The organism is Nocardioides pyridinolyticus (genome assembly GCF_054653575.1).
Map to the genome: position 1 here is coordinate 108,851 of NZ_BAAIFY010000004.1, position 19,360 is coordinate 128,210.

Annotated in this window: 19 protein-coding genes; 10 read left to right on the plus strand and 9 right to left on the minus strand. The window is 71.5% G+C overall.

Annotated elements, in window-relative coordinates:
* Positions 1-112 precede the first annotated feature (112 nt).
* Both ACYQ0U_RS05320 and ACYQ0U_RS05325 read left to right on the plus strand, forming a co-directional pair.
* Positions 113-1,792 carry an ABC1 kinase family protein gene (locus ACYQ0U_RS05320; RefSeq protein ID WP_459970202.1) on the plus strand — a complete coding sequence of 560 codons (1,680 nt, stop codon included), beginning with the start codon at positions 113-115 and terminating at the stop codon, positions 1,790-1,792.
* Positions 1,793-1,850: 58 nt separating this feature from the next.
* Positions 1,851-2,354 (plus strand): mycothiol transferase, encoded by a 504-nt coding sequence (locus ACYQ0U_RS05325; protein ID WP_459970205.1) that lies wholly within the window; start codon positions 1,851-1,853, stop codon positions 2,352-2,354.
* Positions 2,355-2,585: 231 nt separating this feature from the next.
* On the opposite strand, the gene ACYQ0U_RS05330 is transcribed toward ACYQ0U_RS05325, so the two are convergent.
* From ACYQ0U_RS05330 to ACYQ0U_RS05350, 5 genes are read right to left on the minus strand one after another with little or no spacing between them, the layout of a single operon-like run.
* The gene (locus ACYQ0U_RS05330) at positions 2,586-4,049 is read right to left on the minus strand and encodes an SDR family NAD(P)-dependent oxidoreductase (protein ID WP_459970209.1); all 1,464 of its coding nucleotides are present in this window, start codon (positions 4,047-4,049) and stop codon (positions 2,586-2,588) included.
* Positions 4,046-5,329, minus strand: coding sequence for an MFS transporter (locus tag ACYQ0U_RS05335; RefSeq protein WP_459970211.1), 1,284 nt, complete (start codon positions 5,327-5,329; stop codon positions 4,046-4,048). Before ACYQ0U_RS05335 ends, ACYQ0U_RS05330 begins: the two co-directional genes overlap by 4 nt.
* Positions 5,330-5,381: 52 nt before the next feature.
* Entirely contained in the window at positions 5,382-6,389 is a 1,008-nt protein-coding gene (locus ACYQ0U_RS05340) for a glycoside hydrolase family 6 protein (protein WP_459970213.1), read from the minus strand.
* A 4-nt stretch (positions 6,390-6,393) separates the two neighbouring features.
* The gene (locus ACYQ0U_RS05345) at positions 6,394-6,993 is read right to left on the minus strand and encodes a maleylpyruvate isomerase N-terminal domain-containing protein (RefSeq protein WP_459970216.1); all 600 of its coding nucleotides are present in this window, start codon (positions 6,991-6,993) and stop codon (positions 6,394-6,396) included.
* Positions 6,990-7,382, minus strand: a complete 393-nt coding sequence (locus ACYQ0U_RS05350) for a VOC family protein (RefSeq protein ID WP_459970219.1) — start codon at positions 7,380-7,382, stop codon at positions 6,990-6,992. The genes ACYQ0U_RS05345 and ACYQ0U_RS05350 overlap by 4 nt, the downstream gene beginning before the upstream one ends.
* A gap of 108 nt (positions 7,383-7,490) precedes the next feature.
* Between ACYQ0U_RS05350 and ACYQ0U_RS05355 the strand changes: the two genes are divergently transcribed.
* From ACYQ0U_RS05355 to ACYQ0U_RS05375, 5 genes are all read left to right on the plus strand, one after another.
* Positions 7,491-7,841 carry a YciI family protein gene (locus tag ACYQ0U_RS05355; protein ID WP_459970222.1) on the plus strand — a complete coding sequence of 117 codons (351 nt, stop codon included), beginning with the start codon at positions 7,491-7,493 and terminating at the stop codon, positions 7,839-7,841.
* Entirely contained in the window at positions 7,838-8,839 is a 1,002-nt protein-coding gene (locus ACYQ0U_RS05360) for an RNA polymerase sigma factor (RefSeq protein ID WP_459970224.1), read from the plus strand. The genes ACYQ0U_RS05355 and ACYQ0U_RS05360 overlap by 4 nt, the downstream gene beginning before the upstream one ends.
* On the plus strand, positions 8,836-10,743 hold the full coding sequence (locus ACYQ0U_RS05365) for a M3 family metallopeptidase (protein WP_459970226.1): 1,908 nt from the start codon (positions 8,836-8,838) through the stop codon (positions 10,741-10,743). The genes ACYQ0U_RS05360 and ACYQ0U_RS05365 overlap by 4 nt, the downstream gene beginning before the upstream one ends.
* Before the next feature lie 109 nt (positions 10,744-10,852).
* Positions 10,853-11,536, plus strand: coding sequence for a PadR family transcriptional regulator (locus ACYQ0U_RS05370; RefSeq protein WP_459970229.1), 684 nt, complete (start codon positions 10,853-10,855; stop codon positions 11,534-11,536).
* Between the two features lie 186 nt (positions 11,537-11,722).
* Positions 11,723-12,769: a hypothetical protein gene (locus ACYQ0U_RS05375; RefSeq protein WP_459970231.1), complete on the plus strand. Its 1,047-nt coding sequence runs from the start codon at positions 11,723-11,725 to the stop codon at positions 12,767-12,769.
* Positions 12,770-12,986: 217 nt separating this feature from the next.
* Here ACYQ0U_RS05375 and ACYQ0U_RS05380 read toward each other — a convergent pair whose 3' ends face one another.
* Positions 12,987-13,730 (minus strand): cytochrome P450, encoded by a 744-nt coding sequence (locus ACYQ0U_RS05380; RefSeq protein ID WP_459970233.1) that lies wholly within the window; start codon positions 13,728-13,730, stop codon positions 12,987-12,989.
* Here ACYQ0U_RS05380 and ACYQ0U_RS05385 point away from each other — a divergent pair.
* Positions 13,719-14,099, plus strand: a complete 381-nt coding sequence (locus tag ACYQ0U_RS05385; RefSeq protein ID WP_459970236.1) for a hypothetical protein — start codon at positions 13,719-13,721, stop codon at positions 14,097-14,099. The two genes, ACYQ0U_RS05380 and ACYQ0U_RS05385, sit on opposite strands and share 12 nt — an antisense overlap.
* Before the next feature lie 37 nt (positions 14,100-14,136).
* Positions 14,137-15,351, plus strand: a complete 1,215-nt coding sequence (locus ACYQ0U_RS05390) for an acyl-CoA dehydrogenase family protein (RefSeq protein ID WP_459970240.1) — start codon at positions 14,137-14,139, stop codon at positions 15,349-15,351.
* Here the strand turns inward: ACYQ0U_RS05390 and ACYQ0U_RS05395 are convergent.
* The 3 genes from ACYQ0U_RS05395 to ACYQ0U_RS05405 all read right to left on the minus strand — a co-directional run bounded on the left by ACYQ0U_RS05395 (position 15,314) and on the right by ACYQ0U_RS05405 (position 17,279).
* Complete coding sequence (locus ACYQ0U_RS05395; protein ID WP_459970242.1) at positions 15,314-16,264, minus strand: GNAT family N-acetyltransferase; 951 nt, start codon at positions 16,262-16,264, stop codon at positions 15,314-15,316. The two genes, ACYQ0U_RS05390 and ACYQ0U_RS05395, sit on opposite strands and share 38 nt — an antisense overlap.
* Positions 16,265-16,367: 103 nt before the next feature.
* On the minus strand, positions 16,368-16,958 hold the full coding sequence (locus ACYQ0U_RS05400) for a YceI family protein (RefSeq protein ID WP_459970244.1): 591 nt from the start codon (positions 16,956-16,958) through the stop codon (positions 16,368-16,370).
* Between the two features lie 180 nt (positions 16,959-17,138).
* Positions 17,139-17,279 (minus strand): hypothetical protein, encoded by a 141-nt coding sequence (locus tag ACYQ0U_RS05405; protein WP_459970246.1) that lies wholly within the window; start codon positions 17,277-17,279, stop codon positions 17,139-17,141.
* A gap of 288 nt (positions 17,280-17,567) precedes the next feature.
* Here ACYQ0U_RS05405 and ACYQ0U_RS05410 point away from each other — a divergent pair, with 288 nt between their 5' ends.
* The gene (locus tag ACYQ0U_RS05410) at positions 17,568-19,289 is read left to right on the plus strand and encodes a DEAD/DEAH box helicase (RefSeq protein WP_459970250.1); all 1,722 of its coding nucleotides are present in this window, start codon (positions 17,568-17,570) and stop codon (positions 19,287-19,289) included.
* Positions 19,290-19,360: the final 71 nt, after the last annotated feature.

A 19,360-nucleotide genomic window follows, 5' to 3' on the forward strand; every position in this document is an offset into this window, starting at 1 on the left:
TGCACAACGGTGGAACCCCGGGCGGTCCATCCCGCACAGCCCTGTGGCCGTTCTCACGACCCACGCCGTGGGTTCAGGTTCGGCGGCCCGCCGAGGTGGGCACTCTGGCTCCATGCCGGTGCTCAGCGTGCGAAACGTCGGAAGGTACACGGCCCTCGCGCGCCTGCTGGCCCGGTTCGGGCGCTCCGACCTCATCTCCGGTGCCGGTCTCGACGAGTTCACCTTCGACGAGGACCCACCGATGGGGGACGAGGCCAAGGCTGCGGCGTTCGCCCGCGACCTCGAGGAGCTCGGGCCCACCTTCATCAAGCTCGGGCAGCTGCTCTCGACCCGGTTCGACCTGCTGCCGCCGGCGTACACCACCGCGCTCGCCCGACTGCAGGACGACGCGGAGCCGTTCCCGTTCGCCGATGTCCAGGAGATCGTCGAGTCCGAGCTCGGCGGTCGGCTCCGGCACCTCTTCGCGGAGTTCGAGGAGGAGCCGCTGGCCGCGGCGTCCCTCGGCCAGGTGCACCGCGCCACGCTGCCCAGTGGCCGCGAGGTCGTGGTGAAGATCCAGCGGCCCGACGTCCGCGAGATCGCCCGGGAGGACATGGAGACGCTGGCGCGGCTGGCCGGGCTCGCGGACAAGCACACGTCGGCGGGCAGGACGTACGGGTTCGAGGAGCTGCTCACGCACTTCCGGCGCTCGCTGGCCGGCGAGCTGGACTACCGGCGCGAGGCCCGCAACTTGCTCAGGTTCGGTGACCTGACCGAGCAGTACGACCTGCTCGTGGTCCCGCAGCCCGTGCTCGAGTACAGCACCTCCCGCGTCCTCACCATGGACCGGATCGAGGGGCGCAAGGTCACCGACGTGGGGCCGCTCGGGCTCCTCGACATCGACGCCCGGCCGATCGTGGACCAGCTGTTCAGGTGCTACCTCGAGCTGATGCTCGACCACGGCGTCCTGCACGCGGACCCCCATCCGGGCAACGTGATGATCACCGACGACGGCCGGCTCGCCCTGCTGGACCTGGGCATGGTGAGCTCGGTGTCCCCGCGGCTCCAGGACAAGCTGGTCAAGCTGCTCCTCGCGATCGGGGACGGCGACGGGGAGGAGGTGGCCGCGGTCCTGGCCAGCATGGGTCACCCCTTGGCCGACTACGACGCCGCGGCCTTCCGCGCCAACGTCGCCCACCTCGTCTCCGAGGCTGCCAGCCAGGGACCGGAGCTCCAGGCCGGCAGCGTCCTGGTCGAGCTCAGCCGGATCTCCGGCGCGCACGGGCTACGGCCGCCGGCCGAGATGTCGATGGTCGGCAAGGCGCTGCTCAACCTCGACCAGTCCACCCTGCACCTCGATCCGGACTTCGATCCGGCCGAGGCGATCCGGGACAACCTCTCCCACCTGCTCACCAGCGGGCTCAAGGTCAGCCCGGCCGGAGTCATGGCCGCCGCGATCGAGGCGAAGGAGTTCGCCTCGATGCTGCCCAAGCGCGGCAACCGGATCCTCGAGGATCTCGCCCAGGGCGACTTCAGCATGCGCGTGCGGGCCCTCGACGAGGAGCGGCTCCACACGGTTCTCCACCGGCTCGCGAACCGGCTCACCCTCGGGATCATCATCGCCGCCACCATCCTGGGTGCGGCGATGATGATGCGGGTGCCCAGCGACCACCAGGTGTTCGGCTACCCCGCGATCGCGATGGTGTTCTTCACCTTCGCCGTCCTGGCCGGGGCGGCACTCGCGCTCTGGATCGTGCTCACCGACCGCAAGGTCGCGCAGGCGGCCGGCAGGTCGCCGACGGCCGACTCGTAGGGGTGCGGTCCGGTTTGCCCGCAGGACGGCGCCGCGCGCCCTGAGTACCGTCGGGACCATGACTCCAGCGGACGTCTACCTGGACTTCTTCGAGCGGATCCTCGAGAACGGGACCGCCGTGGTCGGCGGGCTCGATGACGACCAGCTCGCGCACCGGCCGACGCCGGACGCGAACTCGATCGCCTGGCTGGTCTGGCACGCGGCGCGGGTGCAGGACGCGCAGGTCGCCGACGTGGCCGGGACCGAGCAGGTGTGGTTCAGCGAGGGGTGGGTCGACCGGTTCGGTCTCGACCTGGACCCGCAGGACCACGGCTACGGCCACACCAGCGAGCAGGTCGGGAAGGTGCGGGCCAGCGGCGAGCTGCTCGCCGACTACCTGACCGCGGTGCACCGGGCGACCGCCAGCTACCTCGGCACGCTCGGCGAGAGCGACCTCGACCGGATCGTCGATGACCGCTGGGACCCGCCCGTGAGCCTCGGGGTGCGGCTGGTCAGCATCGCGGACGACGACGCCCAGCACGTCGGCCAGGCGGCGTACCTGCGTGGGCTCATCGAGGGCTGACGCGAGAGCCGGCGGACACCGGAGCGGCGGACGGGACGACGCAGCTCGCCGTCACCGGGGCGCCCTCGCAGCACGGCCGGATGTAGCCGCACCGGTCACAGCGCGAGTGCGAGGTCTCCCAGCGCATCGTCGCCCCGCAGCCGTCACACTCCATCGCGTCCATGGCCGCGATCCTGCCAGCGGCGGGCCCGGCAGAGGGGAGGCGCGCCTCACCAGGGCCTCACCAGCCTCTCACCAGGGAGCCGGCACGAAGTCCTTGAGGAAGTGGCCGTAGAGGTCCTCGCCGGCCTCGCCGCGCACGATCGGGTCGTAGACGCGCGCCGCGCCGTCCACCAGGTCGAGCGGCGCGTGCCAGCCCTCGGCCGCGATCCGCAGCTTGTCCTGGTGCGGGCGCTCGTCGGTGATCCAGCCGGTGTCGACGGCGTTCATCAAGATCCCGTCGGTCTCGAACATCTCGGCCGCGCTCGTGCGGGTCAGCATGTTGAGCGAGGCCTTGGCCATGTTGGTGTGCGGGTGGCCGGAGCCCTTGTAGCGGCGGCCGCCGAACTGGCCCTCCATCGCGGACACGTTGACGACGTGGGTACGCCGTGCCGGGGACGCCCGCAGCGACGCCCGCAGCCGGGAGATCAGCAGGAACGGCGCGGTCGCGTTGCAGAGCTGCACCTCGAGCAGCTCGAGGGGATCGACCTCGTCGACCGTCTGGGTCCAGGAGTTCACGGTCTGGAGGTCCGGCAGCAGGCCGCCCGCGTCCACCGCGGTCCCGGCCAGGTGCGCGTCCAGGCTGGCGCTGCCGGCCGTGAGGGCGAGGGCGGTGATCGAGGCCGGCGTGTGCGCCGGGGTCTCGTGGTGGGCGACCGCGTGCTGCCTCAGGGTGCCCGCGATCGCGGCCGGGTGGGCGTCGCTGATCCGGTCGAAGGACACGATCTCCGGCAGGACGACGCCGCTCGGCAGCGGCGCGCGCTCGGCCTCGACCAGCGGGGCGTAGGAGCCCGGCGACCGGCGTACCGTCTGGCAGGCGTTGTTGATGAGGATGTCGAGCGGACCGTCGGCCGCGACCTCGTCGGCGAGCGCGATCACCTGGGTGGGGTCGCGCAGGTCGATGCCGATGATCTTCAGCCGGTCGATCCACTCGGCGCTGTCCTCCAGCTCGGAGAAGCGGCGGACCGCGTCGTGCGGGAAGCGCGTCGTGATCGTCGTGTGGGCGCCGTCGCGCAGCAGGCGCAGCGCGATGTACATGCCGATCTTCGCGCGTCCGCCGGTGAGCAGGGCGCGCCGTCCGGTGAGGTCGGTGCCCTGGCCGCGCTTGGCGTGTGACATCGCGGCGCAGCTCGGGCAGAGCCAGTGGTAGAACGCGTCGACCAGCGTGTAGTCGGTCTTGCAGATGTAGCAGCCGCGCGGGTTGATCAGCTCGCCGGCGTACGCGCCCGGAGCGTTCGACACGAGCGGGATGCCCCGGGTCTCGTCGTCGATGCGCATCGGCGACCCGGTCGCCGTCGCCTCGGTGACCGCCCGGTCGTGGGCCAGCTCGGCCTGCCGCTTGCGCGTGCGCCGCTCGGCCTTCAGCGCCTTGTACATGTGCGAGGCCGCCCGCTTGACCGTCACCAGGTCCGGGTCGTCCTGGTCGAGGTGGTGCAGCTGGCCGAGGACGCGCACGGTCGTGGCCAGGTCGTCGGGGTCGATCACGGGGCGATTCACGCGGAGATGGTAGGTGGCCGGGTGATCCGGTACCGAATGAACGAGGGCACGGCGACCGCCGCGACCATCGTCCCGACGACGACCAGGAGCCCGCCGCCGGCCGCGGCTGCCGCCGTACCGACCATGGCCGCGCTCGCGCCGTGCACCACGTCGGCGATCCGTGGGCCACCCGCGACGACCACGATGAAGATGCCCTGGAGGCGGCCGCGCACGGAGTCGTCCGCGGCGCTCTGGAGCATCGAGGTGCGGAACGCCGCCGAGGCCATGTCGGCCGCGCCGCCGACGACGAGCATGAGGAGCGCGACCAGCAGCATCGCCTGCTGCCAGTGGTCGGCCAGCGCGACCGCGACGCCGAAGCCGGTCATCGCGGCGCCCCAGATGAGGATGCAGACGATGACGGCGTACCCCTGCCGCTCCACCCGCGAGACCCAGCCGGAGAAGATGCCGCCGAGCACCGCGCCAGCGGGGATCGCCGCGAACAGCAGCGCGAAGACCAGGCCGCCCTCGTCGGGGCCGTGGAAGGAGACGTGCGCGATCTCGGGGAACAGCGCCCGCGGCATGCCGAAGATCATCGCGATCAGGTCGACGACGAACGACATCATCAGCACCGGATGGCCGCGGAGGTAGGCGAAGCCCTCGATCACCGAGCGCAGCCCCGGCGTGCCCGTCACCGACTCGACCGGCAGCCGGGGGAGACGGACGACCGCACTCAGCGTCGCGAAGAGCGTGATCGTGTCGATGAGGTAGAGCCAGCCGAAGCCGATCACCGGGATCAGCACGCCGGCGATCAGCGGGCCGCCGATGGCGCCGGCGGTGAACAGCGTCATGTTGAGCGAGTTCGCCGCCGGCAGCAGCTCGGTCGGCAGCAGCTTGGGCAGGATCGCGGACCGGGTCGGCTGGTTGATCGCGAAGAACGCCTGCTGCACCGAGAACAGCCCGAGCAGCAGCCACACGTCGGTGTTGCCCAGCGCCGCCTGCACCCAGAACAGCGCGCTCGTCCCGATCAGCCCGAGCGTCGTGCAGATCAGCAGCGTGCGCCGGTCGAAGTGGTCGGCCAGCGCCCCGCCCCACAGCCCGAAGATCACCAGCGGCACCAGGCCGAACAGCCCGGTCAGGCCGACGTACGCCGACGACCCGGTCATCTGGTAGATCTGGGCCGGCACCGCGACGACCGTGAGCTGGGCGCCGATCACCGTGATGATGTTGGCCAGCCACAGCCGGCGGAAGTGCTCGTTGCGCAACGGGCGGGTGTCCGCCATCAGTCCTCGGAGTCCGCGCACGATCCCCGAACCTAGCCCGGCCGCCCGGTGTTCCCGCCGCCGGGAGGCCGGCTCAGCAGGAGTCGGACTCGCGACGGTCGAGCAGCCGGTCGGCGAGGTAGTCGCACCAATCGCCTGAGTCGACCTCTTCGCCGTCGGACTCGCCGGGGTGCTTGACCCACAGCGTGCCGTCGAACGCGCCGTCGAAGACCAGCCGCGGCTTCTTGCCGAGCCGGGCCCACGTGGGGTTGATGACGTCGTAGCCGTCCGAGCTCGGCGTCGCGCCGTTGCGCGAGGTGTCGACGACGTAGCGCTTGCCCCTGATGCCGAGCTTCCTGAGCCCGCGCAGCATCTCCTGCGCGTAGGCCTTCTCATCGGCGGTCGGGCGGAAGTTGGAGACGTTGGTGCTGATGCCCCGTGCATACCTCACGCCGGCCGCCCGGAGGAAGGTGGGCCGGTCGTCGTACGGGGTCCAGTTGGAGTGTCCGGCGTCGAGGTAGACCCAGGCCCCGGTGTCGCTGAGCCGCTTGCTCGCGAACGCCAGCATGCCCTTCCAGCGGCGGGGCTTCTCCGGGCAGGCCTGCACCGAGCTGCTGAAGAGCGGCAGGGCGTCCGGCTCCAGCACGACCAGCGCCTTGGTGCCCTCGAGTCCGCGCGCCAGCTGCTTGATCCAACCGCGGTACTCGGCGGCTGTCGTGAGCGGGTTGCCGGAGGAGTACATCCCGCAGTCGCGGCCGGGGATGCCGTAGACGGTGAGGACCGGCGTCTTGCGGGCCCGGCGGGCGTCGCCGGTGTACTCCTCGACCTTGGCGCGCACCGCGTGCGTGCCGTATGCCTCCGGGATCACCCAGAACGCCTGCGGAACCTCGCCGATCCGCTCGCGGTAGACGCCGCCCTGCGTGTACGCCGGCATCTTCGGGTCGACGAACAGGCCCCGCGTCTTGCGCGGGTCCGTGCCCTTCTCGACGCCCTTGTCGACGGACGAGTGGTCCGCCGGCTGCTGCGCCGCGCCGGGCGCGACGACACCGATCCCGAGGGCGAGGGCCAGGCCGAGGGCCCGCAGGAACGGACGAGGGAGCACCGGGTCAGGGTACGGGCTGGTCGTCCTCGCGGGGGCCGAAGATGCAGAGCTCGTCGAGCTGCTCCGGCGAGAGCGCCAACCCCCAGGCCTGCATCTGGGTGCGGGACCGGCGGGAGAAGATCCCGCGGAAGAGCTCGTACCCGTCCACCTCCTCCGGGACGCCCGCGGCGCCGAACCGCAGCGGCGCGACGCCGGCGAGCACCGGCTCCCACAGGTGCGGCGCGAGGGCCGGCAGGCCGAGCGCCTCGCGCAGGTCGGCGTGGTGGACCGCGATGTCCCAGACGATCGCGGGCCGCGGATTGTCCACGGTCGAGGCCGCGATCGCGTCCTGGTGGGCCTGCATCTCCGCGACCAGGTCCGGCACCGGGAACCCGACGCGCTCGCTGACGTGCCGCGTGGTCCACTCCGGTCCGGGGGCGCCGTCCATGCGGCCGGTGGCGACGTCCGCCGGCCCGCCGGCCAGGTGCGCCAGCACGTCGTGCACGGTCCACGCCGGCGAGCCCGGCACGGTCCTCGACAGCTCCTCCTCGGAGAGGTCTTCGGCCAGGGTCGACAGGGCCGCGACGTTGTCCCGGTAGAGCGCGCCCCAGTCCGTCCCCGTCATGGCAGGACGCTAGTGCACCGGAGCGACAGGCAGAAGGGATGCCCGGCCGGGTCGACGAGCACGCGTACGTCGTCCTGGGGCTGGTACGCCGCCAGGCTCGCGCCCAGTCCGGTGGCCCGGTGCACGCCGGCCTCGAGGTCGTCGACGGCGATGTCCAGGTGCGACTGCATCTGCTGCACGCCGGGGCCGCTCGGCCAGGTCGGCGGCACGTGCGACTCCTCGAGCTGGAACGACAGCCCCGCCGTACCGTCGGCCGGCTTCAGCACCACCCACTCGGGGCTCTCGCGCACGATCGCCCAGCCGAGCAGGTCCCGGTAGAACGCCGCGAGCCCGCGCGGGTCGGTGGTGCCGAGGACGGTGGAGGACAGTCGGAAGCCGGGCGGCGACATGTCCCACACCGTAGGCAGCCGTGACAATTTCGGGGAGGGTGTCGTATCGGCGCCGGCCCGTTCGTGGAGAGGGTGACGGCCCACCCGGGGCCCACCAGGAGGAGCGAGATGACCCAGTACATGCTGTCCGTGCACCACGTCGAGGGCGAGGAGATGCCGTCGAGCCCGGAGGAGATCCAGCCGATCTTCGAGGCGGTCGAGCGGTTCAACCAGAAGGCGCAGGACGCCGGCATCTGGGTCTTCGCCGGTGGCCTGATGCCCCGCGAGACCGCCACCACCGTCGACAGCACCGGCGGCGAGACCGTCGTGACGGACGGCCCGTTCGCCGAGTCGAAGGAGTGGCTCGGCGGCTTCTGGATCTTCGAGCTGCCCGACCTGGAGGCGGCGCACCGGTGGGCCGCCGAGGGCTCGCAGGCCTGCGCCGGCAAGGTCGAGGTCCGGCCCTTCCAGGGCGAGTGAGCCCCGAGCTCCCACCGGCGCACGCGGCCGTCGAGCGGATCTACCGCGAGGAGTACGGCCGGGTCGTGGCCTCCCTGGTCCGCCGCTTCGGAGACATCGACATCGCCGAGGAGGCGGCCGGTGAGGCGCTGCTCGCCGCCCTGGAGCGGTGGCCCGCCGACGGCGTGCCGCCCAACCCGGGCGGCTGGCTGACCACGACCGCGGGCAACCGGGCCATCGACCGGATCCGCCGTGAGTCGCACCGCGACGCCAAGCACCAGGCGGCACTCATGATCTCCCCGGAGCTCCACGGAGACGACACCCCTCACGAGCCGACCGGCATCGTCGAGGACGACCGGCTCCGGCTGATCTTCACCTGCTGCCACCCGGCCCTCGCCCCCGAGGCCCGCGTGGCCCTGACCCTGCGGCTCCTGGGCGGCCTGACGGTCGCCGAGATCGCGCAGGCCTTCCTCGTGCCCGAGACGACCATGGCCCAGCGCATCACCCGCGCGAAGAAGAAGATCAAGGACGCCCACATCCCGTACCGGGTCCCCGAGGCCGCCGACCTCACCGGCCGGCTGGGCGCCGTGCTCGCGGTGGTCTACCTGGTCCGCGAGTGCCCCGCGACCGGGCGCCCGGGCCAGTACCAGCTGCTCGCCGCGATCAACGCCGTCCACACCGACGCCCCCGATGCGGGCGCGACCGACTGGAGCCAGATCGCCGCTCTCTACGGCCAGCTGTACGCGGTGGCGCCCAGCCCGGTCGTCGCGCTCAACCGCGCGGTCGCGGTGGCCGAGCTCGACGGGCCGGCGGTCGCGCTGGCCGAGGTGGACCGGCTCCCCGAGATCCAGCCGAGCCTGACGACCTACCACGCCTGGCACGCGACGCGCGCCGACCTGCTGCGGCGCCTGGGGCGCAGCGCGGAGGCGCGGGCGGCGTACGACGCGGCGATCGGTGCGACCGACAACCCGGCCGAGCGCGCGTACCTCTCCCGGAGGCGTGGCAGTCTGGCGCCATGACGCCGCTCGCGCTCCCGTCCGCCGCCGACGCGCAGGGCTGGGCGGAGGCCCGGGCCCGCGACGGGCTGGCCGCCGCGCGCGAGCTGGTCGAGGTGCTGCGGTCGGCGCCGCCGGCGACGACCCTCGAGCTGCTGCGGCAGTGGGACGAGGTGTCGCGGCACCTGTCGAACGTCGCGGCCGTGTCGTCGCTGCTCGCCAACGTGCACCCGGACGAGCCGGTGCGGACGACGTGCGAGCAGGCCGAGGTCGAGGTGGACCGGTTCGTCACCGAGCTGCGCCAGGACCGGGCGCTCTACGAGGTGTTCGCGGCCGCGGACCCGGCCGGCCTCGACCCCACCGCGGCGCGACTGCTGACCAAGACCCTCGACGACTTCCGCCGCGCCGGCGTCGACCTCGACGACGAGGCCCGCGCGCGGCTGGCGCGGATCAACGAGCGGCTGACCGAGGTCGGCCAGGACTTCGGCCGCACCGTCCGCGACGACGTCCGCACGGTGCGGGTCACACCGGATCGGCTGGCCGGGATGCCCGAGGACTGGCTGGACGCGCATCCGGCCGGTGAGGACGGGCTCGTCACGGTGACCACCGACTATCCGGACTCGGTGCCGGTCCGGATGTTCGCCCACGACGCCGACGTACGCCGGCAGGTGACGGTGGCCTTCCTCGACCGGGGCTGGCCGGAGAACGAGCCGCGGCTCCACGAGATGTTCGCGCTGCGCCACGAGCTCGCGACGCTGGTCGGCTACGACGACTGGGCGTCCTACGACGCCGACGTGAAGATGATCGGCACCGGCCCGGCGATCCCGGAGTTCATCGACCGGATCGCGGCCGCGGCCGAGGCCCCGATGGCCCGCGACCTGGAGCTGCTGCTGGAGCGCTACCGCCGCGACGTCCCCGGCGCCGCGTCGATCACGACCGCCGACTCCCTCTACTACGAGGAGCTCGTGCGGCAGGAGCGGCACGACGTCGACGCCCAGCAGGTGCGCACCTACTTCGACTTCACCCGCGTGCGTCAGGGCCTCCTGGACGTGACCGCCCGCCTGTTCGGCCTGGAGTACGCCGAGGTGGCGGACGCCCCGGTGTGGCACGACGACGTCACGGCGTACGACGTCCTCCGCGACGGCGAGCGGATCGGCCGGATCTACCTCGACCTCCACCCGCGGGAGGGGAAGTACAAGCACGCGGCGCAGTTCACGCTCGCCGACGGGCTGGCCGGCCGGCAGCTCGCCGAGGGCGTGCTGGTCTGCAACTTCTCGCGCGGCCTCATGGAGCACGACCACGTGGTCACGCTCTTCCACGAGTTCGGCCACCTGGTGCACCACGTGCTCGCGGGTGCAGGGGAGTGGACCCGCTTCGCCGGCGTCGCCACCGAGTGGGACTTCGTCGAGGCGCCGAGCCAGATGCTCGAGGAGTGGGCCTGGGACGCGGACGTGCTCCAGACCTTCGCGGTGTCCTCCTCCGGATCGCCGATCCCCGCCGAGCTGGTGGCGCGGATGCGCGCGGCCGACGACTTCGGCAAGGGCTACCACGCGCGGACGCAGATGTTCTACGCCGCGATGTCCTACTGGTTCCACACCTCCCGGCCGGCCGACCTCACCGCGGAGATGCGCTCGCTGCAGGAGAGGTACGCGCCGTTCCCCTACATCGACGGCACCCACATGTTCGCCAGCTTCGGGCACCTGTCCGGCTACTCGTCGGCGTACTACACCTACATGTGGTCGCTGGTGATCGCGAAGGACCTCTTCTCCGCCTTCGACCCCGCCGACCTGTTCGCGCCCGACGTGGCGGGCCGCTACCGCGACCTGGTCCTCGCCCCCGGTGGTGCTCGCGACGCCGCCGACCTCGTCGCCGAGTTCCTCGGCCGGCCCTACACCTTCGACGCCTACGCGGCGTGGCTGGCGCGGTAGCTGCTCCGCGTGGCGTATCGCGCCTTGCCCACCACCCCATCTCGGCGTACCGTCGCGATATATCGCGAAACAGTTGCGATACTCAGACACCGTGGAGAGGAGTCCTGACATGGGACACCGAGGATTCAGCCGGCAGTGGGCCCAGCACGCCGAGCAGCAGTGGAACCAGCACGGACGACGGGGCGGGCCGTGGGGCGGGCCGTGGGGCGGCCCCGGCTTCGGGCACTCCGGGCCCCCGCCCTGGGTCGCGGGCCTGTTCGGGCTCGCCCAGGGCGACCGCCAGCGCGGGCCGCGGGTCCGCCGCGGCGACGTCCGCTCCGCCATCCTGGACGTGGTCCGCACCGCGACGTCGAACGGTGAGGAGATCAACGGCTACCAGGTCATCCAGCAGATCGCCGACCGCAGCAACGGCGCCTGGCGCCCGAGCCCCGGCTCGGTCTACCCGACCGTCCAGCAGCTCGAGGACGAGGGCCTGGTCCGCACCGTCGAGCAGGGCGGCCGGCGCCACCTCCGCCTGACCGAGGCCGGCGAGCGGTACGTCGAGGAGCACGCCGACGAGCTGAGCGCGGTCTGGACGCCGTTCGAGGCGCCCGAGGCCGACGAGGAGGGCAACGAGCTAGGCGACTTCAAGGGCGAGATCGGTCAGGTCATGGGCGCGGCCTGGCAGATCATCACGTCCGGCAGCGACTCCCAGCGCCGTGCGGCGGTGGACATCCTGGTCGACACGCGGCGGCGCCTCTACGGCGTCCTCGCCGACGGCGACCCCGAGCGGGACACGACCGAGGAGCGGTGACGGAGGGAGCCGTCCTGGTCCAGTCCTGTGCGGTAGTCCAGTGGCGTAGACCAGCACTCGTTTCGGTGGTCGACCCCTCGGCGGCGACCTAACCTGACGGGACCGGGTCAGTGGCGACCGGTAGGAACGATCTCGGGAAGACGTGCTCACCGCCCTATTTCCTGTCAATGCAAGGAGATCGTCATCATGACGACTCGAGATCGGTCCCGAACCCTCCTCGTCGGTGCCGCCGTCGCCGCCCTGCTCGCCCCCCTGGCGATCGTGGCGGCCATGGCCAGCCCCGCGTCGGCTGCTCAGATGAAGCAGCACGAGGTCTACATGTACAAGGTCGAGAAGCACGTCGACCTGGTCGGGGAGTACCCCGAAGGCAACCTGCACGAGCACCTCTACTGCAACCCCGGCGACATCGCCCTTGACGGCATGTGGCGCGTCGACAACGTCGAGCAGGCCAACCCGCCGGAGACCAACGGCGACGAGCGCGACGTGTACTTCACCGCCTCCTACGGCGACGCCGCCGACCGGAGGATGTGGCACTTCCGCGCCCGCAACTACGCCGACGGCATCGCCCAGATCAAGCTGTTCGTCACCTGCATCCGCGGGAACGTCGAGCAGGCGTTCCTGCACTCGCACCAGGTCCGGGTCTCGGCCCAGGGCTCCTTCGACCACGACACGCTGGCCTCGGGCCCGCGCAACTGGAAGCACGAGAACGCCTGCGGAGCGGATGCCTACGCCGTCGCGCCGGGCTTCAACATCACCAGTCACGACTACGACCACAAGGCCCGCATCTTCAAGAGCTGGCCGACCGCGAACAACCGCGGATGGGAGTGGTCCTTCCTCGTCGAGGAGGCCACGTCGGTCGACATCTCGGTGTACCTGCGCTGCCTGCGTACGACGGTGAGCGAGGACGGCAACGGCCCGCACTCGCACACGCTCCCGATGGAGTACCGGCCGGGCTACGCCGGTCAGCAGGAGCTCATGAACGTGCTCCGGACCCAGGAGCGCCGTCTCACCTGTGACGACGGTGCGTCCGGCCAGAACTACCAGATGTACAAGGGCATGGTGGCCGGCTTCTCGGTCACCGACCCGAGCCACGTCTGGTACCTCGGCATGGACCCGCGGCCCAAGCAGCGCGCGTTCAAGTACTGGTGGGACGGCGCCGGCTTCAACGACGTCTACCACACGCTGCTCTGCGTCCGGGCTCGCACGAGCAAGCAGATCGCACCCGTCAGCTGACGGCTGATCACCAGTGAGCTGTCCTGAGCCCGCCCCGTCCCCGGGCGGGCTCAGGGCATTCACGGCCTTCCTGTCACCTCTCGGGCGCAGCTCTCGCACCGCCCGTCGCATCGCCCTGAGCCCCCCGCCGGGCGGGACGTACCGGACAGGAGTACCCCCGCCCGGCGAGGTCTGTGCGGACGGAGGCGACCGGTGGACCGGCCACCGAGACCAAGGTCTACATCGCCCTGCTCGCGTTCCTGCTCAACCTCCTCCGGACCCGGAGGCCCGGTTCGGGCCTGATCCGCGGCGCGGGTCTAGTGTCCTGCCGCCGCAGCGCGATCGGCTGCCCGTCCTTCGGGAAGGGCAGCGAGTGGTTGTTGAGCGGGGCGACGTACGACGGGTCGACCGACCAGTCGAAGTCGAGCAGGAAGTGCTGGAGGAACGCCTTCACCTCGGCGCCGGCGAAGTGCATGCCCAGGCACTTGTGGACGCCGCCGCCGAAGGGCTCCCACGCGTCGCGGTGCGACTTGTCCTCGCGCCGCTCGGCGTTGAACCGCTCGGGGTCGAACGCCTCGGGGTCCGTCCAGTACTCCGGCATCAGGTGGCTGAACTGCGGGGCGACCGTCACGAAGGTGCCCCGCGGGATCCGTACGCCCTCGACCACGGTGTCCTTGACGGTCTTGCGCAGCACGACCGGCACGGGCGCCCGCAGTCGCAGGCACTCCTTCATCACCAGGTCGACGGCCTCCAGCGACTGGAGATCGTCGAGGCCGGGCGTGGGGCCGACGCGGTCCCGGAGCTCCCGTGCCTCCTCTCGACAGCGCTCCCGCCACTCGGGGTGTTGGCCCAGCTTCTCGAGCATCACCGACAGCGTGTACGTCGAGGTGTCGTGGGCGGCCATCATCAAGAGGATCATGTGGTTGACGACGTCCTCGTCGCTGAACCGCTCGCCCTCGTCGGACTCGATGTGGCACAGCACCGAGAGCAGGTCGTCGGTGGCGGTCGCCCGGCGGACCGGATCCGCGCCGCGGTCCGCACGTTCGTCGAGATCCTCACCGACGACCCCCGCAAGGGCCGGGTGGCGATCGTCGAGTCGGTCGCGCTGGACGGCGTCCGACCGAGGCGCGCGGAGCTGATGCGGCTGTTCGCCCACCTGGCGGCCGAGGAGGCCGCCGAGCTCTACCCCGAGCAGGCGTGGACGGCGCAGGAGCGGGAGATGGCCGGCCTGCTGTTCATCGGCGGCGTCGCGCAGCTCGTGACCGGGTGGCTGGACGGCACCCTGGCGGCCACCCCGGACGAGATCGCCGAGGCCGCGACGCACGCGTTCACGGCCATCGCGCACCGCTGAGCGCATCGGAGCCGGACTCGTGGGTAGCCTGCGCACCGTGACGACTCCCTCCTTCGAGCTGGACCCGGACCACCGCGACCTCCGCGACTGGCTGCACGGCTTCGCCGCCGACGTGATCCGCCCGGCCGCCGCCGAGTGGGACGAGAGGGAGGAGTTCCCCTGGCCCGTGGTCGAGGAGGCCGCGAAGGCGGGCATCTACTCCGTCGACTTCATCGTCACCCAGGCCCTGGACGAGACCGGGCTCGGCTTCCCGATCACGATGGAGGAGCTGTTCTGGGGCGACGCCGGCATCGGGCTCTCGATCGTCGGGACGTCGCTGGCCGCGGCCGGGGTCCGCGCGAACGGCACCGACGAGCAGGTGGCGGAGTGGGTGCCGGCGATGTACGGCACGCCGGGCGACCTCAAGCTCGGCGCGTTCTGCTCCTCCGAGCCCGACGCCGGCTCCGACGTCGGCTCGATGCGCACGCGCGCGACCTACGACGAGAAGACCGACGAGTGGGTGCTCACCGGCACCAAGACCTGGGCCACGAACGGCGGCATCGCGGACGTCCACGTCGTCACGGCGGTCGTCGACCCCGAGCTCCGCACCCGCGGCCAGGCCTCGTTCGTCGTGCCGCCCGGCACGAAGGGCCTCAGCCAGGGCCAGAAGTTCCACAAGCACGGCATCCGCGCCTCGCACACCGCCGAGGTCGTCCTCGACCAGGTCCGCGTCCCCGGCCGCTGCCTGCTGGGCGGCAAGGAGAGGCTCGACGCGCGCCTGGCCCGCGCCCGGGAGGGCGGCGGCGCCCGCGGCAACGCGTCCATGGCGACCTTCGAGCGCACCCGGCCCGCGGTCGGCGCGCAGGCCATCGGCATCGCGCGGGCGGCGTACGAGATCGCGCTCGACTACGCCAAGACCCGCGAGCAGTTCGGCAAGCCGATCATCGAGAACCAGGGCATCGCCTTCAAGCTCGCCGACATGGCGACCGCGATCGAGGCCTCGCGCCTGCTGGTGTGGCGGGCGGCGTGGATGGCCCGGCAGGGCAAGGCGTTCGAGAACGCCGAGGGCTCGATGTCGAAGCTGTTCGCCGGCGAGACCGCTGTGAAGGTGACCGGCGAGGCGATGCAGATCCTCGGCGGCAACGGCTTCACCCGCGAGTACCCGGTGGAGCGGATGGCCCGCGACGCGAAGATCTACACGATCTTCGAGGGCACCTCGGAGATCCAGCGGCTGGTCATCGCGCGGTCGGTGTCCGGCGCGCCGATCCGCTGATGTCCGGGTCGAGCGAGATGGCCCGGTTCACCCAGGTGCGGGTGACGTGCATGCCGACCTTCTCGTAGAGGCCGAGGGCGCCGGTGCGGGAGTCGGTGTTGAGCCCGAACGTGGTGCAGCCGTGCTCGCGAGCCGTGGCGAACGCGTCGACGAGCATCGCCTGGGCGATGCCCCGGCCGCGCTGGTCCGTCCGGGTCGCGATGCGGTCGACGTAGCCCATGGTCCCGAACGGGTGGACGTAGCTGACCCCCACGACCGCGCCGGTCGCGTCCGCGACCAGGCGCAGGTGCCACGGCTGGAAGCCGGGCCGCCCGATGGTGCGGGCGGCGAAGTCGTCGAAGGGCTCCCGTGCGCGCTCGGACCACTCGAGGAAGGCGTCCTCGAGCACCACCCAGCAGGCCTCGTGGTCCGCCGGTGTCGCCGCGCGGATCGTGTAGCCGGCCGGGACCTCGCGGTGCGGGACCGCCACCCCTTCGGCCAGCACCAGCTCCCAGCTGGTCCAGCGCACCCCGTAGCCGAGCTCCTCCAGCAGCCGGTCGCCGTCGGAGCCGACCGGCGCGGGCATGCCGACGACCGAGGCGCCGTCCGCCCGGGCGTTGTCCTGCATCCACCGGGCGAGCGCCGTGCCGATGCCGCGGCCCCGGTGGTCGGGGTGCACGGCGGCGTCGCCCCGGGTGTCGCCCATGTACTCGGCGTACGCCACCAGGCGGTCGCCGTCGAGGACGCCGAGGGAGTGGGCGGCGAGGTCGTGCGACGGCCGTTGCCAGTCGGCCACGATGTCGGCCTCCTCGACCGCGACCTCACCGAGGTCGTGCTGCTCCTGGGCGGCCATCACCTCGTAGACGGCGCGGGCGTCGGAGAGCACGAGCGGCCGGTGGGAGAGGCCGTCGGGGAGGGAGAGGTACGTCGACACGGCGTCATCGAAGCACCAAATGGCCGACGGGGCCGCCCGAATATTCGGCGGCCCCGTCGGCTCCTGCTGGTGTTGCTGGTGTTGCTGGGTGGCGTTCGGCCGATCAGGCGTTGCGGATCGCCGAGACGTCGAACTCGAGCTTGACCTTGTCGGAGACGAGCACGCCGCCGGTCTCGAGCGCGGCGTTCCAGGTGACGCCGTAGTCCTTGCGGTTGATGGTGGCGCCACCCTCGAAGCCGATGCGGAGGTTGCCGAACGGGTCCTGGGCCGAGCCGGTGAACTCGAACGGGACGGTGACCGACTTGGTCACGCCGTTGATGGTCAGGTCGCCGGTGACGACCCAGTCCTCGCCGTCGCGCTCGACCTTGGTGGAGGAGAAGGTGATCTCCTTGTTCTCGTCGGCGCTGAAGAAGTCGGCGGACTTCAGGTGGGCGTCGCGGTCGGCCACACCGGTGTCGATGCTCGCGGTCTGGACGGTGAGGTTGACCCGCGAGTTCTCCGGGTTGGCGGCGTCGACGTGGGCGGTGCCGGCGAACTCCTTGAACTGGCCGCGGACGGTCGTGACCATCGCGTGCCGGGCGCTGAAGCCGATGCGCGTGTGGGTCGGGTCGATCGTGTAGTCGCCGGAGATGTCCTCGACGGCGGTGGTGGGGGCGTCGAACTGCTCGTTGGACTCGCGGTTGAAGAACGACATCGAAAGCTCCTGGTCGGGTGTGTGGGGTTGTTGAACCTTTGATCACCTGAACCGGACTGCGGTCCGGTTCATTCCCGGTAGCCAGAAAATGGTCTGGACATGCGTCGACCCCGCGGCACCGGGGCCGGCGGGGTCGGAGCGGGGTCGAGCGGGGCTGCGGAGCTCGTGCGAGGGGCTGGGTCAGGCGGCGTGCGTCGCGTGCGGGGCGTGGGTCTGCGGGGCCACGGTCCACCGGGCCTCGAGGCGCTCTCCGCCGCGTACGTCCGTCACGGCGACCCAGGTCAGCATCAGGCCGGACCGAGTGTTGGTCAGCGAGTTCATTGTCGGACGCCTTTCGTTCACCTTCTGTTCACCTACGGTATCCCACATCCACCGAGACCGCCAAGAAGCCGCCGAAGTGGCGTGACTTCCCCCACTTCGGGCGCTGTCGGGACGCACGCGGGGCCGTCGCGCTCCATTGAGCGTGAATCCTGGATCTCTGCCCGTCTGCGCGAGGTGCGGCGGTCGCGATGGTCCCCCGCAACCTGGCGAAGTCCGTGACCGTGGCGTGAGCGAGCCCACCGCGACCGCGAAGGTGGTGCCTCACCGCACAGCCACTACCGTTGAACGGTGAGCGAGACAGACGAGACCACGGACACCAGCGCGGACACCGTGACCTTCGCCGACCTCGGGCTCGACGCCAAGGTGCTGAAGGCTCTCGACGACGTCGGCTACGAGACGCCGTCGGCCATCCAGGCCGCCACGATCCCGCCGCTGCTCGAGGGCCGCGACGTCGTGGGGCTAGCGCAGACCGGCACCGGCAAGACCGCGGCGTTCGCGCTGCCGATCCTGAGCCGCCTCGACCTCACCCAGAAGTCGCCGCAGGCCCTGGTGTTGGCGCCGACCCGCGAGCTCGCGCTCCAGGTGTGCGAGGCGTTCGAGCGCTACGCCGCGCACATCAAGGGCGTGCACGTCCTGCCCGTCTACGGCGGACAGGGGTACGGCGTGCAGCTCAGCGCGCTGCGCCGCGGCGTGCACGTCGTGGTCGGCACCCCGGGCCGGATCATGGACCACCTCGACAAGGGCACCCTCGACCTGAGCGAGCTGCGGTTCCTCGTGCTCGACGAGGCCGACGAGATGCTCAACATGGGCTTCGCCGAGGACGTCGAGACGATCCTCGCCGACACCCCCGAGGACAAGAACGTCGCGCTGTTCTCGGCGACGATGCCCGCCCAGATCCGCCGGATCTCGAAGAGCTACCTCCGCGATCCGCAGGAGATCACGGTCAAGAACAAGACCGCGACCGCCTCGAACATCACTCAGCGCTACCTGATGGTGAGCTACCCGCAGAAGGTCGACGCCCTCACCCGCATCCTCGAGGTCGAGAACTTCGAGGGGATGATCGTCTTCGTCCGCACCAAGAACGAGACCGAGACGCTCGCCGAGAAGCTCCGCGCCCGCGGTCTCTCCGCGGCCGCGATCAACGGCGACGTCGCGCAGGCCCAGCGCGAGCGCACGGTCAACCAGCTCAAGTCGGGCAAGCTCGACATCCTGGTCGCCACCGACGTCGCCGCCCGCGGCCTCGACGTGGAGCGGATCAGCCACGTCGTCAACTACGACATCCCCACCGACACCGAGTCCTACGTCCACCGGATCGGCCGCACCGGCCGCGCCGGCCGCAGCGGCGACGCGATCTCGTTCGTGACCCCGCGCGAGCGCTACCTCCTCAAGCACATCGAGAAGGCCACCCGGCAGCCGTTGACCCAGATGCAGCTGCCGAGCGCGGAGGACGTCAACGCCACCCGGCTCTCGCGCTTCGACGACGCGATCACCGAGGCGCTGACGCAGACCACCCGGATCGAGCGGTTCCGCGACATCATCGGCCACTACGTGCGTGAGCACGACGTGCCCGAGGTCGACGTCGCGGCCGCGCTCGCCGTGGTCGCCCAGGGCGAGACCCCGCTGCTGCTCGACCCCGCCGCCGAGAAGCCGGTCCGCGCGCCGCGCGAGGAGCGCGACCGCCCGGAGCGCTCGGCCAGCCGCGCGCCCCGCGGGGGCAGCGACCAGCCGATGGCGACGTACCGGATCAACGTGGGCAAGCGCCACAAGGTCGAGCCGCGCCAGATCGTCGGCGCGATCGCCAACGAGGGCGGCCTGCGCCGCGCGGACTTCGGCCACATCCAGATCCGGCCGGACTTCTCGCTCGTCGAGCTCCCGGCCGAGCTGCCCGGCGAGGTCTGGGACGCCCTGCGCCAGACCCGCATCTCCGGCAAGCTGATCGAGCTCCAGCGCGACAGCGGCGGCCCCCGCGCCGATGCTCGGCAGAGGAAGCCTCGCCACAAGAGTCGTTGAATCGGGGGTTCTGACCGGTCGAGTCGGGAGTTCGGTGGTTCGAACCCCCGACTCACCTCGTCACAACTCCC